This is a genomic window from Neisseria mucosa (assembly GCF_013267835.1).
Taxonomy (GTDB): domain Bacteria; phylum Pseudomonadota; class Gammaproteobacteria; order Burkholderiales; family Neisseriaceae; genus Neisseria.
In genome coordinates this window covers 886593-907656 of record NZ_CP053939.1, presented here as the reverse complement: position 1 = coordinate 907656, position 21064 = coordinate 886593, and the positions used below count along the sequence as shown (strand labels likewise).

Annotated in this window: 17 protein-coding genes and 3 tRNA genes; 13 read left to right on the top strand and 7 right to left on the bottom strand. The window is 46.9% G+C overall.

Annotated features, from left to right (window positions below; all coding sequences use genetic code 11):
- Positions 1 to 231 precede the first annotated feature (231 nt).
- The 4 genes from FOC66_RS10720 to dld all read left to right on the top strand — a co-directional run bounded on the left by FOC66_RS10720 (position 232) and on the right by dld (position 6915).
- Complete coding sequence (locus FOC66_RS10720) at positions 232 to 1674, top strand: calcium-binding protein (protein WP_231288082.1); 1443 nt, start codon at positions 232 to 234, stop codon at positions 1672 to 1674.
- A 163-nt stretch (positions 1675 to 1837) separates the two neighbouring features.
- Positions 1838 to 2701 (top strand): phosphoribosylaminoimidazolesuccinocarboxamide synthase, encoded by an 864-nt coding sequence (locus FOC66_RS04215; RefSeq protein WP_003746964.1) that lies wholly within the window; start codon positions 1838 to 1840, stop codon positions 2699 to 2701.
- Between the two features lie 234 nt (positions 2702 to 2935).
- Positions 2936 to 5059 (top strand): polyribonucleotide nucleotidyltransferase, encoded by a 2124-nt coding sequence (gene pnp, locus FOC66_RS04210; RefSeq protein ID WP_141745664.1) that lies wholly within the window; start codon positions 2936 to 2938, stop codon positions 5057 to 5059.
- A gap of 164 nt (positions 5060 to 5223) precedes the next feature.
- Positions 5224 to 6915: a D-lactate dehydrogenase gene (dld, locus tag FOC66_RS04205; RefSeq protein ID WP_003746959.1), complete on the top strand. Its 1692-nt coding sequence runs from the start codon at positions 5224 to 5226 to the stop codon at positions 6913 to 6915.
- Between the two features lie 60 nt (positions 6916 to 6975).
- Here dld and FOC66_RS04200 read toward each other — a convergent pair whose 3' ends face one another.
- The 3 genes from FOC66_RS04200 to FOC66_RS04190 all read right to left on the bottom strand — a co-directional run bounded on the left by FOC66_RS04200 (position 6976) and on the right by FOC66_RS04190 (position 10423).
- Positions 6976 to 8340, bottom strand: a complete 1365-nt coding sequence (locus FOC66_RS04200) for a sodium-dependent transporter (protein WP_003746955.1) — start codon at positions 8338 to 8340, stop codon at positions 6976 to 6978.
- A 780-nt stretch (positions 8341 to 9120) separates the two neighbouring features.
- Complete coding sequence (locus FOC66_RS04195; RefSeq protein ID WP_003746953.1) at positions 9121 to 9804, bottom strand: 16S rRNA pseudouridine(516) synthase; 684 nt, start codon at positions 9802 to 9804, stop codon at positions 9121 to 9123.
- A 142-nt stretch (positions 9805 to 9946) separates the two neighbouring features.
- Positions 9947 to 10423 (bottom strand): hypothetical protein, encoded by a 477-nt coding sequence (locus FOC66_RS04190; protein ID WP_003746951.1) that lies wholly within the window; start codon positions 10421 to 10423, stop codon positions 9947 to 9949.
- A gap of 341 nt (positions 10424 to 10764) precedes the next feature.
- Here FOC66_RS04190 and dnaQ point away from each other — a divergent pair, with 341 nt between their 5' ends.
- From dnaQ to FOC66_RS04165, 5 genes are all read left to right on the top strand, one after another.
- Positions 10765 to 11502 carry a DNA polymerase III subunit epsilon gene (gene dnaQ, locus FOC66_RS04185; RefSeq protein WP_003746948.1) on the top strand — a complete coding sequence of 246 codons (738 nt, stop codon included), beginning with the start codon at positions 10765 to 10767 and terminating at the stop codon, positions 11500 to 11502.
- The gene (ispD, locus tag FOC66_RS04180; protein ID WP_003746946.1) at positions 11499 to 12185 is read left to right on the top strand and encodes a 2-C-methyl-D-erythritol 4-phosphate cytidylyltransferase; all 687 of its coding nucleotides are present in this window, start codon (positions 11499 to 11501) and stop codon (positions 12183 to 12185) included. The genes dnaQ and ispD overlap by 4 nt, the downstream gene beginning before the upstream one ends.
- Before the next feature lie 31 nt (positions 12186 to 12216).
- Complete coding sequence (gene ispF / locus FOC66_RS04175) at positions 12217 to 12696, top strand: 2-C-methyl-D-erythritol 2,4-cyclodiphosphate synthase (RefSeq protein ID WP_003746945.1); 480 nt, start codon at positions 12217 to 12219, stop codon at positions 12694 to 12696.
- 43 nt (positions 12697 to 12739) lie between these two features.
- Positions 12740 to 13411 (top strand): ribose-5-phosphate isomerase RpiA, encoded by a 672-nt coding sequence (gene rpiA / locus FOC66_RS04170; RefSeq protein WP_003746943.1) that lies wholly within the window; start codon positions 12740 to 12742, stop codon positions 13409 to 13411.
- Between the two features lie 74 nt (positions 13412 to 13485).
- The gene (locus FOC66_RS04165; protein WP_003746941.1) at positions 13486 to 14229 is read left to right on the top strand and encodes a thermonuclease family protein; all 744 of its coding nucleotides are present in this window, start codon (positions 13486 to 13488) and stop codon (positions 14227 to 14229) included.
- 248 nt (positions 14230 to 14477) lie between these two features.
- Here FOC66_RS04165 and FOC66_RS04160 read toward each other — a convergent pair.
- The 3 genes from FOC66_RS04160 to FOC66_RS04150 form a co-directional block, all read right to left on the bottom strand.
- Positions 14478 to 14568 (bottom strand) — tRNA-Ser (locus FOC66_RS04160).
- Positions 14569 to 14631: 63 nt separating this feature from the next.
- Positions 14632 to 14718 (bottom strand) — tRNA-Leu (locus FOC66_RS04155).
- Between the two features lie 38 nt (positions 14719 to 14756).
- Positions 14757 to 14843: transfer RNA gene (locus FOC66_RS04150), tRNA-Leu, on the bottom strand.
- 94 nt (positions 14844 to 14937) lie between these two features.
- Between FOC66_RS04150 and rnr the strand changes: the two genes are divergently transcribed.
- The 4 genes from rnr to recR all read left to right on the top strand — a co-directional run bounded on the left by rnr (position 14938) and on the right by recR (position 20535).
- Positions 14938 to 17418 carry a ribonuclease R gene (rnr, locus tag FOC66_RS04145; protein WP_003746939.1) on the top strand — a complete coding sequence of 827 codons (2481 nt, stop codon included), beginning with the start codon at positions 14938 to 14940 and terminating at the stop codon, positions 17416 to 17418.
- 82 nt (positions 17419 to 17500) lie between these two features.
- Positions 17501 to 17848 (top strand): ArsC family reductase, encoded by a 348-nt coding sequence (locus FOC66_RS04140; RefSeq protein ID WP_003746938.1) that lies wholly within the window; start codon positions 17501 to 17503, stop codon positions 17846 to 17848.
- Between the two features lie 145 nt (positions 17849 to 17993).
- Entirely contained in the window at positions 17994 to 19847 is a 1854-nt protein-coding gene (locus FOC66_RS04135) for a SurA N-terminal domain-containing protein (RefSeq protein ID WP_003746936.1), read from the top strand.
- An 82-nt stretch (positions 19848 to 19929) separates the two neighbouring features.
- Entirely contained in the window at positions 19930 to 20535 is a 606-nt protein-coding gene (gene recR, locus FOC66_RS04130) for a recombination mediator RecR (RefSeq protein WP_003746933.1), read from the top strand.
- 62 nt (positions 20536 to 20597) lie between these two features.
- Here recR and FOC66_RS04125 read toward each other — a convergent pair whose 3' ends face one another.
- On the bottom strand, positions 20598 to 20885 hold the full coding sequence (locus tag FOC66_RS04125; RefSeq protein WP_003683377.1) for a hypothetical protein: 288 nt from the start codon (positions 20883 to 20885) through the stop codon (positions 20598 to 20600).
- Between the last annotated feature and the right edge of the window lie 179 nt (positions 20886 to 21064).

Genomic DNA, 21064 nt, shown 5'->3' with positions numbered 1-21064 from the left:
ATTAAGCAGTTATATTGGTTAAGAGATTGTGAATCAATGTTAATGTTTTTATGATTGTTAGGATAATGGTATTTAAAATTAGGGGAGCTTCTGTCCTTTTGTCGGTAAATTCTACCGTTTGATATTTTTGAGTAAATATTTTGCAAAATATTACTAAAATAATAATTGGGCAAGGGCGGATTTGCTCGTTCCGTCAACCCAATATTTTATTAACTTTTGGGAGTAATTATTATGGCATACTGTTACGGGGGGTATTATACTAGACCCCTGGTTAGTTCTTACTGCGCTCCTGCGCCTAAGGCTTCCTACTCTTCTTACTACTGCGCTCCTGCAGCAAAATCTTCTGTTTCTATCGGCAGCATCGCTAGCATTGCCAGCGTCGGCGTGTCAGTAGTTAACGCGGTAACCGGTTTGGTTTCTGCTATTGCGGCTTTCTGCCCACCGGCAAAAACGCCTAACTACAAATGTGTTCCGGTTTGCCCACCTTACAACTGCGAGCCAATCAAACCGATCCCATGTCCAAAACCACAACCTAAACCTCAGCCTAAGCCTCAACCAAAACCTGAGCCTAAACCTGAGCCACAACCAGAACCGCAACCAGAACCAAAACCTGAGCCTAAGCCAGAACCAAAACCTGAGCCGAAACCAGAACCAAAACCTGAGCCTAAGCCAGAGCCAAAACCTGAGCCTAAACCAGAACCAAAACCTGAGCCAGACTGCAAAGACTGTGTTGACGACCATAACCAAAACAACTCATACGGTCACGAAGACAAAAACCCAGGTAATGTCATCCGAGCTGAAGACTGCAAAGACGGCAACGTTATCCGCGGTACTGATGCTAAAGATACCATCTATGGTACTGCTTGCGAAGACATCATCTACGGTGGCAACGGCACAGACGTAATCTACGCCGGTGCCGGTAACGACACCATTTACGGTGATGCCGACGGCGACTCTCTGTACGGTGAAGAAGGTAAAGACTACCTGCAAGGTGGTGCCGGTAACGACTACCTGAACGGTGGTTCCGGCGCGGACATCATGCGCGGTGGCGACGGTAACGACGTTTACTTCGTTGACAATGCCAACGACCAAGTTATCGAGTACGGTAATGCACACGCCGGTATCGATACTGTCCGTACCGTTATTGACTACACCTTGACCGATCACGTTGAAAACCTGATTTTGCAAGGTATGCAAAACCTGAACGGTACCGGTAACTCTTTGAACAACAACATCGAAGGCAACGGCGGCGACAACCATCTGTACGGTTTGGCCGGCGACGACTGCCTGGTGGGTAAAGACGGTAACGACTACCTCGACGGCGGCGTCGGCAACGACATCCTGATCGGCGGTACCGGTAACGATACTTACTTCTTCGACAAAGGTTACGGTCACGACACTATCCGTGAAGAAAGCGGTAATGACACCTTGTTGTTCGGTAAAGGCGTTGCAGCTTCTGACGTATTGCTGAGCAAATCAGGTGCTAACCTGACTGTTTCTGTCGGTACTAACGACAGCATCACCATCGATGACTGGTTCACCGGTAACGATCACAAAGTTGAAAACTTCAAGTTTGCTGACGGTAGCACTTACCAAGTAACCGGCCACGGCGACTACTACTCTCTGTCTGCTGTGAACCAAATCCAAGATCAGACTCAGGCTCCTGCCATCTGATAGGATGATGGTTTTTAGGGTTTATCCCTAAAATCAAAGGCTAAGGCCGTCTGAAACCGAGCTATAAGGTTTCAGACGGCCTTTATTTTGTAAACAATCTGACGAAAGATGCTAAATTGGGCTAAAATACCAAATTCTTCTGTTTACCAAAGAGATACCCGAAATGTCTGAAATCAGCTTGAAAAAAATCTACTCCGGCAAAGTCCGCGATTTGTACGAAATTGACGATAAACGTATGTTGATGGTTGCTTCCGACCGTCTGTCTGCATTCGATGTGATTTTGGATGATCCGATTCCGGGTAAAGGGGAGATTCTGACGCAGATTTCCAATTTTTGGTTTAAAAAACTGGCTCATATCATGCCTAACCATTTTACCGGCCAAACGGTTTACGATGTTTTGCCTGAAAACGAAGCCAAAGCTTTGGAGAAACGCGCCGTTGTGGCTAAAAAACTCACTCCGGTGAAAGTAGAGGCCATTGTGCGCGGTTATCTGGCAGGCAGCGGTTGGAAAGATTATCAAAAAACCGGTTCTGTTTGCGGTATTCAACTGCCTGAAGGTATGCAGGAAGCGCAGCAATTGCCCGAAGTGATTTTTACGCCGTCAACCAAAGCCGCAGTCGGCGATCATGATGAAAACATCAGCTTTGAAGAATGCGAACGCATTATCGGCAAAGAGCTGGCGGCGGAAGTACGCGCCAAGGCGATTCAGCTTTATACGGAAGCGGCTGAATATGCCAAATCCTGCGGTATCATTATTTGCGACACTAAATTTGAATTTGGTTTAGATGAAGAAGGCACGCTGACTTTGATGGACGAAGTGTTGACGCCTGACTCCAGCCGTTTTTGGCCTGCCGATCAATACAAAGTCGGCACCAATCCGCCGTCTTTTGACAAACAGTTTGTCCGTGACTGGCTGGAGCAAAGCGGTTGGAACAAAAAAGCGCCTGCGCCTAAAGTGCCTGCCGATGTGATTCAGAAAACGGTCGAGAAATATCAGGAAGCATTGACTTTGCTGACTCAGGATTAATTTTTAAGTTTGAAGGCCGTCTGAAAAGGATATGTTTCAGATGGCCTTTTTATTGTATCAATACTGGATTTTAAGGATAGTTGCCTTTATAATCGAGAGTTGTTTTCAGCGTCCGAAAAGGCCGTCTGAAAGCTTGTTTATAACCTGCCGCACGGTCTGAAACCCTAACTATGCACATTCGGATTTTAGTGTGCATTATTAGTGTTTTAGCAGTGCGGTATTTTGAAAGGAACAATGATGTTCAATAAACACGCTAAGACCTTCCAATACGGTAATCAAACCGTTACTTTGGAAACCGGCGAAATTGCCCGCCAAGCCGCTGCTGCCGTTAAAGTATCCATGGGCGACACCGTTGTTTTGGTTGCCGTTACCACCAACAAAGAAGTGAAAGAAGGCCAAGACTTCTTCCCTCTGACTGTCGATTACCTCGAGCGTACTTACGCAGCAGGTAAAATCCCCGGCGGTTTCTTCAAACGCGAAGGCAAACAAAGCGAAAAAGAAATCCTGACCAGCCGTCTGATTGACCGTCCGATTCGTCCTCTGTTCCCTGAAGGTTTCTACCACGACATCCAAATCGTAGCGATGGTCGTGTCTGTTGACCCTGAAATCGATTCTGACATTCCTGCCATGCTGGGCGCGTCTGCCGCGCTGGTGTTGAGCGGCGTACCGTTTGCCGGTCCGATTGGCGCGGCACGCGTGGGTTATGTAAACGGCGTGTACGTTTTGAACCCGACTAAAGCCGAATTGGCGAAATCACAATTGGACTTGGTGGTTGCCGGTACTTCCAAAGCCGTGTTGATGGTGGAATCCGAAGCCGACATCTTGTCTGAAGAAGTGATGCTGGGCGCGGTTGTTTACGGTCACGATCAAATGCAAGTGGCCATTAATGCCATCAATGAGTTTGCCGATGAAGTCAATCCGGAAGTTTGGGATTGGAAAGCACCTGAAACCAATGAAGAATTGGTGGCCAAAGTACGCGAAATTGCCGGCGAAACCATTAAAGAAGCATTCAAAATCCGTCAAAAACAAGCGCGTTCTGCCAAATTGGACGAAGCTTGGAATGCTGTAAAAGAAGCGTTGATTACCGAAGAAACCGACACTTTGGCAGCCAACGAAATCAAAGGCATTTTCAAACACTTGGAAGCCGATGTTGTCCGCAGCCAAATTTTGGACGGCCAACCTCGTATCGACGGTCGCGACACCCGCACCGTCCGTCCGTTGAACATTCAAACCGGCGTACTGCCGCGCACGCACGGTTCCGCACTGTTTACCCGTGGCGAAACCCAAGCTTTGGCGGTTGCAACTTTGGGTACTTCACGCGACGAACAAATCATTGATGCGCTGTCCGGTGAATACACCGACCGCTTCATGCTGCACTACAACTTCCCGCCATACTCTACCGGCGAAGTGGGTCGCGTAGGCGCGCCAAAACGTCGTGAAATCGGTCACGGCCGCTTGGCTAAACGTGCGTTGTTGGCCGTATTGCCAGAACCTGAAGATTTCAGCTACACCATGCGCGTGGTTTCTGAAATTACCGAATCCAACGGCTCTTCCTCTATGGCTTCCGTCTGCGGCGGCTGCTTGAGTCTGCTGTCTGCCGGTGTGCCTTTAAAAGCACACGTTGCCGGTATCGCCATGGGTCTGATTTTGGATAACAACAAATTCGCTGTCCTGACCGACATCTTGGGCGACGAAGACCATTTGGGCGATATGGACTTTAAAGTAGCCGGTACAACCGAAGGTGTGACCGCGTTGCAAATGGACATCAAAATCCAAGGTATTACCAAAGAAATCATGCAAATCGCTTTGGCTCAAGCCAAAGAAGCACGTTTGCACATCTTGGAACAAATGAAAGCCGCCGTTGCAGGCCCGCAAGAGCTGTCTGCACACGCGCCACGCTTGTTCACCATGAAAATCAACCAAGATAAAATCCGTGATGTGATTGGTAAAGGCGGCGAAACCATCCGTTCGATTACCGCTGAAACCGGTACTGAAATCAACATCGCTGAAGACGGTACCATCACTATCGCTGCGACTACTCAAGAAGCAGGCGATGCAGCGAAAAAACGCATCGAAGAAATCACTGCCGAAGTGGAAGTGGGCAAAGTGTACGAAGGTACTGTGGTTAAAATCCTCGACAACAACGTCGGCGCGATTGTCAGCGTAATGCCGGGCAAAGACGGTTTGGTACACATCAGCCAAATCGCCCACGAGCGCGTACGCAATGTCAGCGACTACCTGCAAGTAGGTCAGGTTGTGAACGTGAAAGCATTGGAAGTAGACGACCGCGGCCGCGTACGTCTGTCTATCAAAGCTTTGCTGGAAGCGCCTGCTCGCGAAGAGAAAGCAGCTGAATAATTTGATTGTTCAAGCTTGAAACAAAAGGCCGTCTGAAAATTTCAGACGGCCTTTTGTTTATTTGAATGATGAATTTAAAAATGGGTTTTGCCTTTACTTTGATAAAAGGGATTACTACAATGTTTGCAATCTAATAAATATATTAATCTCTCAAGGAGTATGCAATGAATGCTACGCAATTAATCAGCCGGCTGACGCAAACTGTCGGCGAAAAATACATCATCACAGACCCGGCAAAAACCGAACAATACCGCCAAGGCTACCGTTTTGGCGAAGGCAAGGCGCTGGCGGTTGTCCGTCCGGGTACGGTTTTGGAAATGTGGCAAATTTTGCAGGCGTGTGTTGAGGCTGATGTCATTGTGATTACGCAGGCTGCCAATACTGGCCTGACCGGCGGCTCGACTCCTGACGGTAATGATTACGACCGCGATATCGTGATTGTGAATACCATGCGTCTGAACATCATTCAGCCGATTAATAATAACGAACAAGTTGTCTGCCTGCCCGGTTCTACTCTGAATCAATTGGAGCTGCTGCTGAAACCTTTAGGCCGTGAGCCGCATTCCGTGATCGGCTCGTCCTGTATCGGCGCATCCGTATTGGGCGGCGTATGTAATAACTCAGGCGGCGCTTTGGTACAGCGTGGTCCGGCTTATACGGAAATGGCCCTGTTTGCGCAAATCAACGAAGAGGGCAAACTGGAGCTGGTCAACCATCTGGGCATTGATTTGGGTGAAACTCCTGAAGAAATTCTGACCAATCTGCAAGGTTTTCATTATCAGAAAAAAGACATTGTTCAAGATGCAGGCAAAGGGCATGACCATGCGTACTGCGATCATGTCCGCCAAGTGAATGAACCGACTGCCGCCCGTTTTAATGCCGACCCTGCGCGTCACTACGAAGCATCAGGTTGCGCGGGCAAGCTGATGGTGTTTGCCGTGCGATTGGATACTTTCCCGCAAGAAAAACAGACTGCCGTTTTTTATATCGGCACCAATGATATTAATGAGCTGACCGATATTCGCCGCGCCGCTTTGAGCGAGTTTAAAAACCTGCCTGTTTCCGGTGAGTATATCCATCGTCATGCTTTTGATATTGCTGCTGTTTATGGCAAAGACACTTTTTATATCATCAAGACGTTCGGTACCCACCAACTTCCGAAACTGTTTGATCTGAAAGCCCGTGTGGATAGATTCAGCAAAAAGATAAGTTTCTTACCAAAACACTTCTCTGATAAATTCATGCAACTGATCAGCAAGATTTTGCCTGATCACTTGCCGAAATCTATGCGCAACTATCGGGATAAATATGAACACCATTTGATCTTGAAAATGGGTGGCGAGGGCGTAGAAGAAGCGCGTGCTTTCTTGAAAGAATATTTTGCAACCCATGGCGGCGCATTCTTCGAATGTAATGCCGAAGAAACGCAGGCGGCTATGCTGCATCGCTTTGCTGTGGCTTCTGCCGCGATCCGTTACCGTTCTGTACATGATGATGAAGTAGAGGATTTGGTTGCACTCGATATCGCCTTGCGTCGTGATGATCGTGATTGGTTTGAAACCCTGCCGCCCGAAATCGACAATAAAATTATCCATAAATTGTATTACGGACATTTTATGTGTCATGTGTTCCATCAGGACTACATCATTAAAAAAGGCAACGACTGCATGGCTTTGGAACATGAAATGCTCCATCTGCTTGACCAACGCGGTGCGCAATATCCTGCCGAGCATAATGTCGGTCATCTGTATGAAGCCAAGCCCGAGCTGAAACAGTTCTATAAAAAACTCGACCCGACCAATAGCTTCAACCCCGGTATCGGTAAAACCAGTAAGAAGAAAAACTGGGCAGAATAAATCATAGTTAAAATAAAGGCCGTCTGAATATTTCAGACGGCCTTTTTTGTATGCTGTTTATCAGAACAAGTTGCTGACAAAAATCAGCAAAATCACCAAAGGCACAAGGTATTTCACATAGGCAAACCAGATATTGACCGTCGTATGGTTGCCTTTATAAAACAATTCGTCCTTTGCTTCGTCCTTCATTACGAAACCGACAAACAGCGAGGAGCCGAGCGCGGTCAGCATAAACAGGATGTTGCCACTGATATAGTCAAAGGCATCAAAAATATTTTTGCCGAACACGGAAACGTCTTTCCACGGGCCATAGCTCAAAATAGATGGAATGTTACCGAAGATGAAGATGGCAGCCAGCACAATCGTAATCGCTGCGGTACGGCGGATTTTGGTTTTTTCCTGAATCGTTGTAATCAATACTTCATAAATGGTCAGCGAAGTCGTCAGCGCGGCAATCAGGAGCAGCGAGAAGAAAATCACGGCGAACACAGGGCCAGCCCACATATTAGAGAACACAATCGGCAGGCTTTGGAATACCAAAGTCGGGCCGGAATTGGGCGCAACGCCGAAGCTGAAGAGCGACGGGAAAATCATAAAGCCCGCCAGTACGGCGATGATGGTATTGGTAATTGCCGTAATGACTGCGGTTTGAACCAGATTTTCGTTTTTATCCAAATAGCTGGATAAGGTAATCATCACGCCGAAACCCAAGCTCAGTGCGAAGAATACTTGCCCCAAAACGAAGACGAAAAGTTCGGCGGTAATTTTGCTGAAGTCAGGTTTCAGATAGAAGGTAATGCCTTCCATTGCGCCCGGCAGGGTAACGTTGCGCACGACCATGGCAATCAGGAATAAAAACAGCAGCGGCATCAGGTATTTCGCCGCTTTTTCAATGCCGCCGATGACGCCTTTGACCAAAATCCATTGGTTTACAACGACAAATAGGAAGGTGTAAAAGGCAATTTCCCAAGGGCTGTTTTCAATGTGTTCGGTAAAGAAGCTTTTGGTAACTTCGCCGCTGACAGGGCTGGAAATGTCCAAATTGCCGCCGATGATATTGACGATGTAACTGATAACCCAGCCGCCGAGTACCATGTAATAGGCCATGATGCCGAATGCGCCGATCAGGCCCATCCAACCGACCAATTTCCAAACTTTGGCAACGGGTTTGCCATTCATTGTGCCGCCAAACGCATCCAGCGCGTTCACGCCTTTACGGCGGCCGATGACGTTTTCCACCAAAATCATCGGAATACCGATGACCAGCATGGCGATACAGAACAGAAACACATACGCGCCGCCGCCGTTTTCACCAACCAGATACGGGAAACGCCAAGTTGCGCCAAAGCCGACAGTCGCGCCGGCAACGGTAAGGATGTAAGTCAAACGGTTGGACCAGGTTTGACGGGGTTGATTGGAAGACATAAATACTCAGATGCATAAAAATAAAGACAACATTTTACCGCAAAGATTTAACGAATCTTGACTAAAGTCGGAAAAGAAAATTAGTTAAAAAAACTATGTAATGAATAATTTTTAGTGAGTTCCTCTGGTTTACTTGGTGTTGAAACCTGCAAACAGAGAATTTGGCTGAAACGATATGAATGATTGAAAGAGCTGTAACGATAAAGGCCGTCTGAAAGTGGGATATGGGAAAGGGTTGTTGTGAGGATATTAGATAGCACTAAGGTGTGCTTTCGAATATGTTGGCAACAAAGATGGTATTTATCTAAGGCTGTCTAATAACATCCTGTAACCTTAGCTTGGATAGTCACTGATCGGTTTTCTTTCTATAAAATGATTTGCCTGAAATTGGAACGGCACAGATTGATGCGGAAGAGACGAGTAAGAGAAAAGGGATAATGGCAAGTCAATGAGTGGGAAATGAGGTGTAGCAATGGTGGCTTTTTTAGATGAGAAAGGCCGTCTGAAAGTACATTCGTTTGATTGCCAAATTTTAGATAAAAAAAACCATCTATACTAAGGGGAAAGTATAGATGGCCAAACACATTACGGGGAAAACGTCTTACTCACTTACTCACTTCTTTCGAAGCAAGTGTTACTCAGACAGGCGAATTATACAATAGTTCAGTCTTCACAGTGTTAAATTCTGTTAAACAAAAATAATAAGGTTTATGTATTTGATTTCAAATAAATAAAAAATCCATATTGTTTAAAAATTTATCGAAAAAATTTGGAATTTTTTTAGATTTGGATAAATTTCCATTCTCCGGCGGCCAAATCATCGACATTCCAGTCGCCGAATTTCTCACGGTGGAGCTGCTCGACACGGTTGCCTGCGGCTGCAACCATACGTTTGACCTGATGGTATTTACCCTCGGTAATGGTCATCATCAATGTGGTTGGGTCGGCCAATACTGCTTCGGCTGCGGCGACGGTTTCATTATCGTCATGCAGGAGGACGCCGTTTTTCAACGTAGCACAAAGGGTATCGTTGGCAGGATGCTTCAAGGTAACGCGGTAGAGCTTCGGAACTTTATGTTTGGGCGAAGTAACGCGGTGGTTAAATTGCCCGTCGTTGGTAATCAGAATAATGCCGGTTGTGTCTGCATCCAAGCGGCCGACTGCCTGCATATCGATATTGCGCATGTGGTCGGGAAAAAGGCTGAAGATGCTCGGATATTGCTGGGGTTTGTGCGAAGTTTCGTAATCCGCAGGCTTATGAAGCAGAATGTAGAAATAGGGCATGGGTACGGCAGCAATTTCTTCGCCATCAACAGACAGGGTATGCACTTGAGACGGATCGATATCGTCTTTGGCACGATTATGAATTTCGCCGTTGATGGCGATACAGTCATTGTCTATCAGCCACTGGCATTGCTTGCGGCTGCCGAGGCCTTGCGATTGGATGTATTTGAGCAGTTGCATGATTGAAAAGTAGGAAATGTTCAGACGGCCTTTATTGTACTGGAAAACCGGTTTTGAGGCCGTCTGAAAAGCAGAGGCAAAAAAATCGCCCCTTTAAAATGTTAAGGGGCGCAAAAGGAACACAAACCACTACCAAAAACTGTTACAGGGCAAATTCTCCTATTTGATGTGTTGCCGGATAAAGTGCTTTCATCAAGTCATGTGGTGAAAGCGAGAAATCTTCGCTGTTTGTCGTCAGACGGCCTTGCTGAGGCGTGAGTTCGAGCAATCGGGCGTTTGCCGACTGGATAAACTTGTTTTTCGTGCGCTGCATTTTTCGTTGCAGAGCGGAAACAACGCGGTTGTACAGACTGTCTTTTTGCTTGACTTCGCGTGTATCGGCCACCCAGCTTAAGCGCGTATTGCCGTCTTCATCTTCAATCAGCAGGATGCCGGTTTCTGATTGGGGCGATTTGCCCATGCAAGGAAGCCAAACATAATAGCGGCCATCTAAAGTAATGAATACTGCGTCGTGTACTTCGCACTCATCGCAACATTTGGTGGCAATTAAAGAGCGGATGGCTTGTTGGTGCAGTCTCAGAATGTCAAGGGAGACTTGCTTAAAAATACTTTCGGGCATTTTCTTCTCCTTTCATTCTGTGGTGCGGTTGTTTTGTTTCGATGGGTTGTATTATACGGAGATTTTTTAAATTTGCAAATGATAATTGTTCCTATTATTTAAATAATAAGTAAGGTATTCATTATTAAAGAAATTAAATTTAAAAAATTTTGTAGAAATTGGATTTTCTACTCAAAATTGGAGTAATAGACGGCCAATAGATGAAAAAAGAATAAAGGCCGTCTGAACAAATCCAGCGTTAAAAGGGCATTTGAAAAGCAGCTAAAGTTTTGCTGACTATACATTTCAGACGGCCTTCAGTATGATTCAGGACGTTTTGATAATTGCAGAAACCACCAACCATGAGTCAACGTCAGATTATCCTCGATACGGAAACCACGGGCCTTTATCCTGAAAACGGCGACCGTCTGGTCGAATTTGCCGGCTTGGAAATGATCAACCGCCAAATGACCGACTCCAACCTTCATTTATATGTCCACCCGGAACGCGATATGCCGGAGGAAGCGGCGAAGGTGCATGGTTTGACGATTGAAGTATTGGAAGCGAAGAATGCACCGCCGTTTGCCCAAGTGGGTAAACAGATTGCCGACTTTATTCGTGGCGCAGAGCTGATTATCCATAACGCCAAGTTTGACGTCGGCTTCCTGAATATGGAATTTCGCCGCATGGGGCTGCCTTCTATTGAGGAACTGGGTTGTAAAGTCACCGACACGCTGGCCATGGCGCGTGAAATGTTTCCAGGGCAAAAGGCAAGCTTGGATGCCTTGTGTAACCGCTTTTCCGTTGACCGCAGCAAACGTGTCTTGCACGGCGCGTTAATTGACTGCGAGCTTTTGGGTGAAGTCTATCTTGCCATGACGCGTCAGCAGTTCGACCTGATGGGCGGCGAGGCGGAAGAAGAGGGCGAAGTCAAACCAACCATTATTGCCGAAACCAAACGTACGTCGCAGTTGAAAGTCATCAAAGCCGATGCGGACGAGCTGGCCGCGCATGAAAAATATTTGGACGATTTGGGCGAAGCGTGTGTATGGCGCAAGGCGGAAACGCCGGATGAGGCCAATGCCGGAGCGTCAGCATGATACGCCGCAATATCGCTTTGATTCCTGCGGCCGGTGTCGGGGCGCGATTTGGCGCGGGAAAACCCAAACAATATGTTGAAATCAATGGTAAAACCGTATTGCAACATACCATAGAAATTTTTGAGCAACACCCACGCATAGATTTAATTGCCGTTATTCTTTCGCCGGAAGATTTGGTTTTTCAGACGGCCCTATCTGAGAAGGTGCGTGTCTTCCGAGTGGGCGGTGCAAGTCGTGCCGAAACGGTACGCAATGGTGTGTCCGTTTTATTGGAGCAAGGTTTGGCTGAGGCACAAGACAATATTTTGGTTCATGATGCCGCGCGCTGTTGCCTGCCTGCCGAAGCGTTAACGCGTTTGCTTGATGAGGCAGGCGAGAATGACGAAGGTGGCATTCTGGCCATACCGGTGGCTGATACGCTCAAGCGGGCAGACGGCAGTCATCATATTGATGAAACCGTTGCACGTGCAGGATTATGGCAGGCGCAAACGCCGCAGCTTTTTCAGACGGCCTTATTAAATCGCGCCTTATCGGTTGATGATTTGAGTGAGATTACGGATGAAGCGTCAGCGGTTGAAAAACTGGGTATCCGGCCGCGCTTGGTGCAGGGCGATACGCGCAATTTAAAATTGACGCTGCCGCAAGACGAATACATTGTCAGATTGTTGCTCAAGGCCGTCTGAACAATCAAAACCCATTATTTAAGGAAATAATATGAATATCCGTGTCGGACAGGGCTACGATGTCCATCAGCTGGTCGAAGGGCGAGATTTGATACTCGGCGGCGTCAACATTCCGTTTGAAAAGGGCTTACTGGGTCATTCCGATGCCGATGCGCTTTTGCATGCGATTACCGATGCCCTGTTGGGCGCGGCCGGTTTGGGCGATATCGGCAGCCATTTTCCCGATACTGCCGCCGAGTTCAAAGATGCAGACAGCCGTGTGCTGTTGCGCGAGGCTTATCAAAGCGTGCAGGCATTGGGTTGGAAGGTGGTTAATGTCGATACGACCGTGATTGCGCAAAAACCCAAACTCGCGCCACATATTCCGGCCATGTGCGCCAATATTGCCGCAGATTTAGGCTTGCCTGAAAACTGCGTCAACATCAAAGGCAAAACCAACGAAAAACTTGGCTATCTGGGGCGTATGGAAGCCATTGAAGCACAAGCGGCAGTATTGCTGATTAAAGCCTAAGGGCTTAAAATCGTTTCATCATTCAAACCGAAAGACTGACAACATGGCAACTCAAGACGAACTCAAACGCATTGCCGCCGAGAAAGCGGTGGAATTTGTTCCTGAAAACGAATACATCGGTATCGGTACCGGCTCTACCATTAACTTTTTTATCGAAGCTTTGGGTAAAAGCGGTAAGAAAATCAAGGGTGCCGTATCTACTTCCAAAAAATCCAGCGAGCTTTTGGCAAAATACGAAATTCCAGAAGTTTCACTGAATGATGTGATGGGTTTGGCGGTTTATGTTGACGGCGCAGACGAAGTCAACCACGCGCTGCAAATGATTAAAGGCGGCGGCGGTGCGCATTTGAATGAAAAAATCGTGGCCAGTGCATCCGATAAATTTGTCTGTATCGCCGATGAGAGCAAATATGTTTCCCGTTTGGGCAAATTCCCATTGCCGGTGGAAGTGTTTGAAAATGCCCGTTCGCTGGTGTCGCGCAAACTGCTTGCGATGGGCGGACAGCCTGAGTTGCGTGTCGGCTATACTACTTTCTATGGTAACCAAATCGTTGATGTTCACGGCCTCAATATCGATCAAGCCCTGAAAATGGAAGACGAAATCAACAAAATCATCGGCGTAGTTGAAAACGGTATTTTTGCCCGTGATGCCGCCGATGTGTTGGTTTTGGGTACGGCAGAAGGCGCAAAAGTCATCCTGCCTTGTCAGGATTAATGAAGATTAATCAATCTTAAAAGGCCGTCTGAAAGCGCATCAGGTCTTTCAGACGGCCTTCAATTTGGCAAAATATGCAAATCAGTAAAATTATAAAATGGTTGCCCGTTGTTTTATCTGTGTTGGGCGCCCTGGGCTATAGTTCACGCGATACCGAGTTGATTCGTAGCGGGGTAAGCGTTGCCGCAACATTGGCACAAAACGACAATATCGGTTTGGAAAAGGTCAATGAATGGCTGGGTGAAAATGTCATCAAAGCCACATCAGACACCACAACCGAAGCTGAACCTAAGCAAGAACAGAAACAAAAACAAAAGGCATCGCGACAATCCTACACATACAATGGAAAAATCATCAAAATCCATGATGGCGATACCATGCACATTATCGATAGCGACGGCCGAAAACACAAAATTCGCATGGCCTATATCGATGCGCCGGAAATCAATCAGGCCTATGGTACGCAATCACGAGACAATCTGATTGATGCCGCATTGAATAAAAAAGCCAAAGTACGCGTGTTTGAAAGTGACCGCTATCAGCGTGAAGTTGCCCAAGTATCAGTCGGCACGGTTGACTTGAATTTAATGCAGATACGGGATGGCGCCGCATGGCATTATGAAAGTTATGCTAAAAAACAACAAAGTAAAACCGCCTACACCGACTATTCGGCCGCACAAAAACAAGCCAAGGAAAAACGTAAGGGCTTATGGAAAAAAGACAATCCGCAAGCGCCTTGGCAATTTCGCCGTCAAAACCACGAGCAGCAGAACGGTAATAAAAAGCAATCTGATAAACAATGGTTTGGGATTTGGTAGGTTTTAAGAAAGAGGCCGTCTGAAAACTTTCAGACGGCCTTTCATTATGATGAAATAAACGTATAGGGCAGATTTTATATCAGGGGAAAATGGTATCGGGATTTTAGGATAAATCACGAATTTTCATCAAAATGTTGCTAGGGAAAGATACTTGATAAGACATTACACCCTGTTCGGATAGACGGGATCAACCATATTCAAAAAGGCGGATATAAAAAAAGACACCGTTAGCTGGTGTCTTTAGTATCTGGCAGAGAGGAAGGGATTCGAACCCTCGATACGCTATTCACGTATACACGCTTTCCAGGCGTGCGACTTAAACCACTCATCCACCTCTCTGTGGACTATTATCCTGACTTCTTATTCAGAATAATGTAAAAACTTGACTGATTGATTTATCAGTGGTGCCCAGGAGAAGACTCGAACTTCCACACCCGTGAGGATACTAGCACCTGAAGCTAGCGCGTCTACCAATTCCGCCACCTGGGCAATTTAAATTTTCTTAAGCAAAGAAGCACCAAATCATTTGGTGCCCAGGAGAAGACTCGAACTTCCACGCCCGTGAGGACACTAGCACCTGAAGCTAGCGCGTCTACCAATTCCGCCACCTGGGCTTTGCTTTATTCTTCAATTTCAGGTAGAGTTGACTATCTGAACTGCGAAGAAGCAGCTATTATATATTTTAAAAAAAGAATGTCAACCATCAAAATGAACAAAAATACTAAATCTTTAAATTTACGAGAAAAAGACCCGTATTTAGAGCGGGAGAAACAACGTTACGCTCATCCGTTGCCCAGTCGTGAATGGGTCATTGAATTATTGGAACAAAAAGGTGTGCCGACAAAAATCGAAGCTTTGGCGCATGAATTGTCGATTGCAGAAGATGAATATGAATTCTTCGAGCGCCGTCTGAAAGCGATGGCGCGCGATGGCCAGGTATTGATTAATCGACGTGGCGCGGTATGCGCGGCAGAAAAATTGGCATTGGTTAAATGCCGTGTCGAAGCGCATAAAGACGGTTTTGGTTTTGCCGTGCCGCTTACGCCGACAGGCGAGGGCGATTTCGTTTTGTATGAGCGTCAGATGCGCGGCGTGATGCACGGGGATATTGTTACCGTGCGTCCTGCCGGTATCGACCGCAGAGGCCGTCGCGAAGGTACGGTTTTAGATGTAGTGGAGCGTGCGCAGTCTAAAGTGGTCGGCCGTTTTTATATGGATCGCGGCGTGGCGATTTTGGAGGCCGAAGACAAACGCTTGAATCAAAGCATTGTTTTGGAACCTGAAAGCGTAGCGCACTTTAAACCGCAATCCGGTCAAGTCATTGTCGGTGAAATTGAGACTTACCCCGAGCAAAACCGCCCTGCCGTAGCGAAAATCATTGAAGTGTTGGGCGATTATGCCGACAGCGGTATGGAAATCGAAATCGCCGTGCGCAAGCACCATTTGCCGCACCAATTTAGTGAAGCATGTGTCAAAGCTGCGAAGAAAATTCCCGATCATGTGCGTAAAACCGACTTGAAAGGGCGCGTGGACCTACGGGATTTGCCTCTGGTAACCATCGATGGCGAAACTGCGCGGGACTTTGACGATGCGGTTTTTGCCGAAAAAATCGGCCGCAATTACCGCTTGGTGGTGGCGATAGCCGATGTCAGTCATTATGTCCGCCCGGATGACGCGATTGATGTAGATGCTCAAGAACGCAGTACCAGCGTGTATTTCCCACGCCGTGTGATTCCAATGCTGCCGGAGAATTTGTCCAACGGCATCTGCTCGCTCAATCCTGATGTCGAACGCCTGTGTATGGTGTGCGATATGGTGATTACTTATGCCGGCAATATCAAGGAATACCGTTTCTATCCGGCAGTAATGCGCTCTCATGCGCGACTGACTTACAATCAAGTTTGGGATTGGATTTCAGACGGCCGGGATCATCCGTTTAAACCGCAAATCGATACTCTGTATAAATTATTTAAAATCTTGCAGAAAAAACGTTTCGAGCGTGGCGCGGTTGAATTTGAGAGCATTGAAACCCAGATGATTTTTGACGACAACGGTAAAATCGACAAGATTGTTCCCATTGTCCGCAACGATGCGCACAAGCTGATTGAAGAATGTATGCTGGCGGCGAATGTTTGCGCGGCAGAGTTCTTGCTGAAAAACAAACATACGGCTTTATTCCGCAATCACTTGGGCCCAACCCCCGAAAAACTGGCTACTTTACGCGAGCAGCTTGGTTTGCTGGGGCTGAGTTTGGGCGGCGGCGATAATCCGATGCCGAAAGACTATGCCGCGCTTGCCGAGCAATTTAAAAACCGTCCGGACGCGGAACTGTTGCAAGTGATGATGTTGCGTTCTATGCAACAGGCGGTTTATGAGCCGCATTGCGACGGTCACTTTGGTTTGGCTTATGGTGCATATGCACACTTTACTTCGCCTATCCGCCGTTATCCCGATTTGACTGTCCATCGTGCCATTAAGGCTGTATTGAATGGACAAACTTACCAACCCAATAAAACCTGGCAGGCTTTGGGCGTGCATACCTCGTTCTGCGAGCGCCGAGCCGACGATGCCAGCCGCGATGTGGAAAATTGGCTGAAAACTTATTATATGCGCGACAAAGTCGGCGAAGTCTTCAGTGGCAAGATTTCGGGCATGACCAGTTTCGGTATTTTTGTAACCTTGGACGATATTCATATCGACGGTTTGGTACACATCAGCGATTTGGGAGAGGATTATTTCAACTTCCGTCCTGAAATTATGGCGATTGAGGGCGAGCGTAGCGGTGTCCGTTTCAACATGGGCGATACGGTTACTGTAAAAGTCGCGCGTGCCGATTTGGATACCAGCAAGATTGATTTGACCTTAATCAGCGGCGGCTCAGTCGGTAAGAAACGTGGCACTAGAAAAGCAAAACCTGCGAGTAAGCCGACAGCTGCTGACAAACCTGTCGAAAAACGTAAGCGTAAACTTTCGGCTAAAGAAATTGATGAAGCGTTGGCTGCTCCCACGAAGGCAAAGAAGGGTAAGGTGAAAAGTAAACCTGCTTCCAAGCCTACTAAGCCAAGCAAACCTAAAGCCGCAAGCAAGAAAAAGGTGCAGGCGAAAACAGCCTCTGTTAAGGCCGGGCGTAAAAATAACGCTCAAGGCAAAAGCGTGAAGATTAAAGTGAAGAAAGCAGCTAAGAAATAAGCGGCATTCAACTCAGGCCGTCTGAAAGGTTTCAGACGGCCTGAGTTTGTGATTTCATGAATAAAACTTAAGGATAAATAAGATGATAAAACTATACGGTATTCCTAATTGCGATACGGTTAAAAAAGCGCGCAGTTGGTTGGCGGAAAACGGCATCGAGTTTGAGTTTGTAGATTTTAAGAAAAACTCCCCGACTGCTGATTTGATTGATGGCTGGCTGAATCAGGCGGATTTGGAAATTTTGCTCAATAAAAGAGGCACGACTTGGCGCAAGCTGGATAAAGATGCGCAAGAATCTGCCGCCACAAAAGAAGGTGCGATTGCTTTAATGGTGGAGAATCCCAGCATCATCAAGCGGCCTGTGTTGGTCAAAGAAGGGCAGGTTCATGTCGGATTTTCAGTAGAAGCGTATCAGGAAATGTTCGGATAAGGCATTTTTAGGTTTTTAGGCCGTCTGAAAAAGCAAGCCTCGAAAAAATACGTTACAATACGCGCTTTGAGCCTGTTTTCAGGATTTTAAGATTTTTGCGGCAGCATTTTGCGGCTGCCGCGCCAAACTTTTCTTTCGGATAAATATGTTCCATATTGTTGAAAAATATAAAACACCCGCCCAGATTGTTTTAGGTATCATCGGTCTGACCTTTATCGGATTCGGTGCCAATAATTTGTCTTCGCCGGGTTCTGATTACATTGTCAAAGTCGGGGATGAGAAAGTCAGCGAACACGCTTTACAGATTGCGATACAAAACGAGCAGGCTGCCGGCAATAATGCGCCTTCGCGTGATGCGGTATTCCAATCGTTATTGCAACGTGCTTATCTGAAGCAAGGTGCCAAGCTGATGGGCATTGCTGTGTCTCAGGAACAAATCAAGCAAGTCATTGTGGATGATCCGAATTTCCATGATGCTTCCGGTAAATTCAGCCAGGATTTGCTCAAGAAATATTTGGATCAACGCAGGATGACCGAGGATCAGTTCGTTGAAGATATCCGCGAACAGTTCCAGTTGCAAAATCTGTTGAATTTGGTGCAAAACGGCGCTTTGGTCAGCGATGCGCAAGCGCGTCAGTTGATTAACCTGACTCAAGCCACCCGTACCATCCGTTCATTTACGTTCAGCCCTGAAGCATTTGCGGCACAAGTCAAAGTAGATGATGCGGCTTTGCAAAAATATTATGAAGCGCATAAGAAAGATTACTTGATTCCTCAAGCCGTTAAGCTGGAATATGTGGCTTTGAGCATCAAAGATTTGGCTGAGAAGCAAACCGTCAGTGCGGAAGAAGTACAAAAAGCTTACGACAGTAAAAGCGTAGATTTGTCGCCAAGAGCCGAAATTGCGCATATTTTCATTCCGGTCATGCCTAACGGAGATGAAGCAAGCAATGCGGAAATTAAAGCCGAAGTGGACAAAATGGCTGCGGAGCTTAAAGCACATCCGGATTCGTTTGCCGAGCTGGCGGCCAAGTATTCCAAAGACTTGTCCAGCAGCAATAAAGGCGGCAACTTGGGTTATCTGAGCAAGAGCGGCGGCAGCGGCTTTGGGCCGGAATTTGATAAAGCGGCATTTGCATTGGGCAAAGGCGAGGTCAGCGATACCGTTAAATCGTCTTTGGGTTATCACGTCATTAAAGTTTTGAATGTCGAAGCTGAGCCGACTTTGGAACAAGCCAAAGCGCGTATCGAAGCAGCCTTGAAACTGAAAAAAGCAGCTTCTGCCTTTAATGCTGCGAAAGAAAAACTGGGTGAAGATACCTTCAATGATCCGTCTTCTTTGGCAAAAGCAGTCGCCAATTCAGGTTTGAAAGTAGAAAGCCTGGATGAATGGGTGACCAAAGCGGGTGCGAAGGAAGCCGGCTTGCCTGAAGCGTTGATTAATGCCGCGTTTAGTGATGATGTGCTGAAGAAAAAACACAATTCTGAAGTGATCGCCATCAATAACGATACCGTTTGGGTTATTCGTGCGAAAGAAGTGCGCGAAGAGAAAATCGCACCATTTGCGGAAGTCAAAGACACTGTCCGTGCGGCATATCTGCGCTCTGAAGCCGTCAAACTGGCAGAGAAGAAAGCCCAAGAAACTTTGGCCGCATTGAAAGCCGGTAAAACTGCCGACGTTCAATGGTCGCCTGTTTCTCAATTGAGCGCGCAAGATGCACGTAAAACCATGTCTCCGGAGGCTTATGCGGCTTTGCTGAAAGCACGTCCTGTCGGCGGCAAACCTGCGTATACATTGTTGGAAGGTATGCCTGCGCCGGTGATTATGGAAGTTCAGAGTGTTTCCGCTCCTGAAAATGCCGATTCACAGATTCCGGCTTCCAAACAGGCTTTGGTTCAGCAGCTTTCTGCCAATGTTTTCGATGCCTTGCTCCAGTATTTGGATAAGAAAATCGATCGTACGCAAGGTGCACAACAAGTTAATAATGCTGCCGAATAAGCAGAATATTAGAGTAGGGCAGCCGGATGAATTCCGGCTGTTTTCTTATTTTTAGCCATCTTTTTAAAGGCCGTCTGAAATCATGAGTAAAAATCCTGATGCCTTTGTCCGCTTGATTAATGCATTAAAAATCCTGCCCAATGTCGGACCGAAATCCGCACAACGCATGGCCTACCAGCTTTTACAGTACAAACGCGAAGAAGCGCAGGAATTGGTGGACGCTTTGCAGTTTGCTTTGAGGCAGGTGCAGCATTGTCGGATGTGCAACACATTTTGCGAAGGCGATTTGTGTGAAATTTGCGCAGACGAAAAACGCGATAAAAGCCGTTTGATGATTGTGCATATGCCGGCGGATGTCTCCAGCATGGAGGCGGCCAATTGCCATGATGGCCTGTATTTTGTTTTGATGGGGCAAGTCAGCCCGGCGCAGGGGATGGATATTTCGTCAGTCGCATTAGATAAGCTGGTGGTCCGTTTGCAGGCGAGTGATATTGAGGAAATTATCATTGCAACCAACTTCACAGCCGAAGGCGACGCGACAGCATATATATTGGCGGAATTGTTTAAAAATCTTCCTTATAAAGTCAGCCGGTTGGCAAGGGGAATCCCTTTGGGCGGCGAGATGGAATATGTGGATGCCGGTACTTTGGCTCAGGCCGTTTACGATAGACGAAACATCCAATCTTAAATGCCAATATAAAAAGGCCGTCTGAATGTTTTTCAGACGGCCTTTTCATTGATGAAATCAGATTATTTGCAGCTCACGCCTTGAATTTGAGGCGTATCGCCGTTGCCGACTTTGAATGCGCATTTGGTTGCGCTGCTGCCGGATACGGTAACAACACCGTTTCCGCTGTTGAGGCTGACAGGTTCTTTTACGCCCATGCCGACAGCAGTGGCTGCCAGTTTTTGAACATCGGCATCGGAGTAAGCGGTATTGTTTGAACTGATTTTGATTTCTTTGGCGGCATATGCATTGAAGCTGAATGACAAACCTACAGCTACGGATACGAGGGCCAAGAATTTTTTGCTGTTCATTAGTGTATTTCCTTTTTGATGGTGACAAAACGAGTCACAGCTTCAGAATAAGGGCGATTGGCCGATTGTGCAAGTTTTTCGGCGGAATTTACGGGAAGATACATGGTTTTACATACACTATATCCCTGAATGCCACATCAGTCGGGCAATCGGACGACCTGTCGGTTTTACGGTACAAT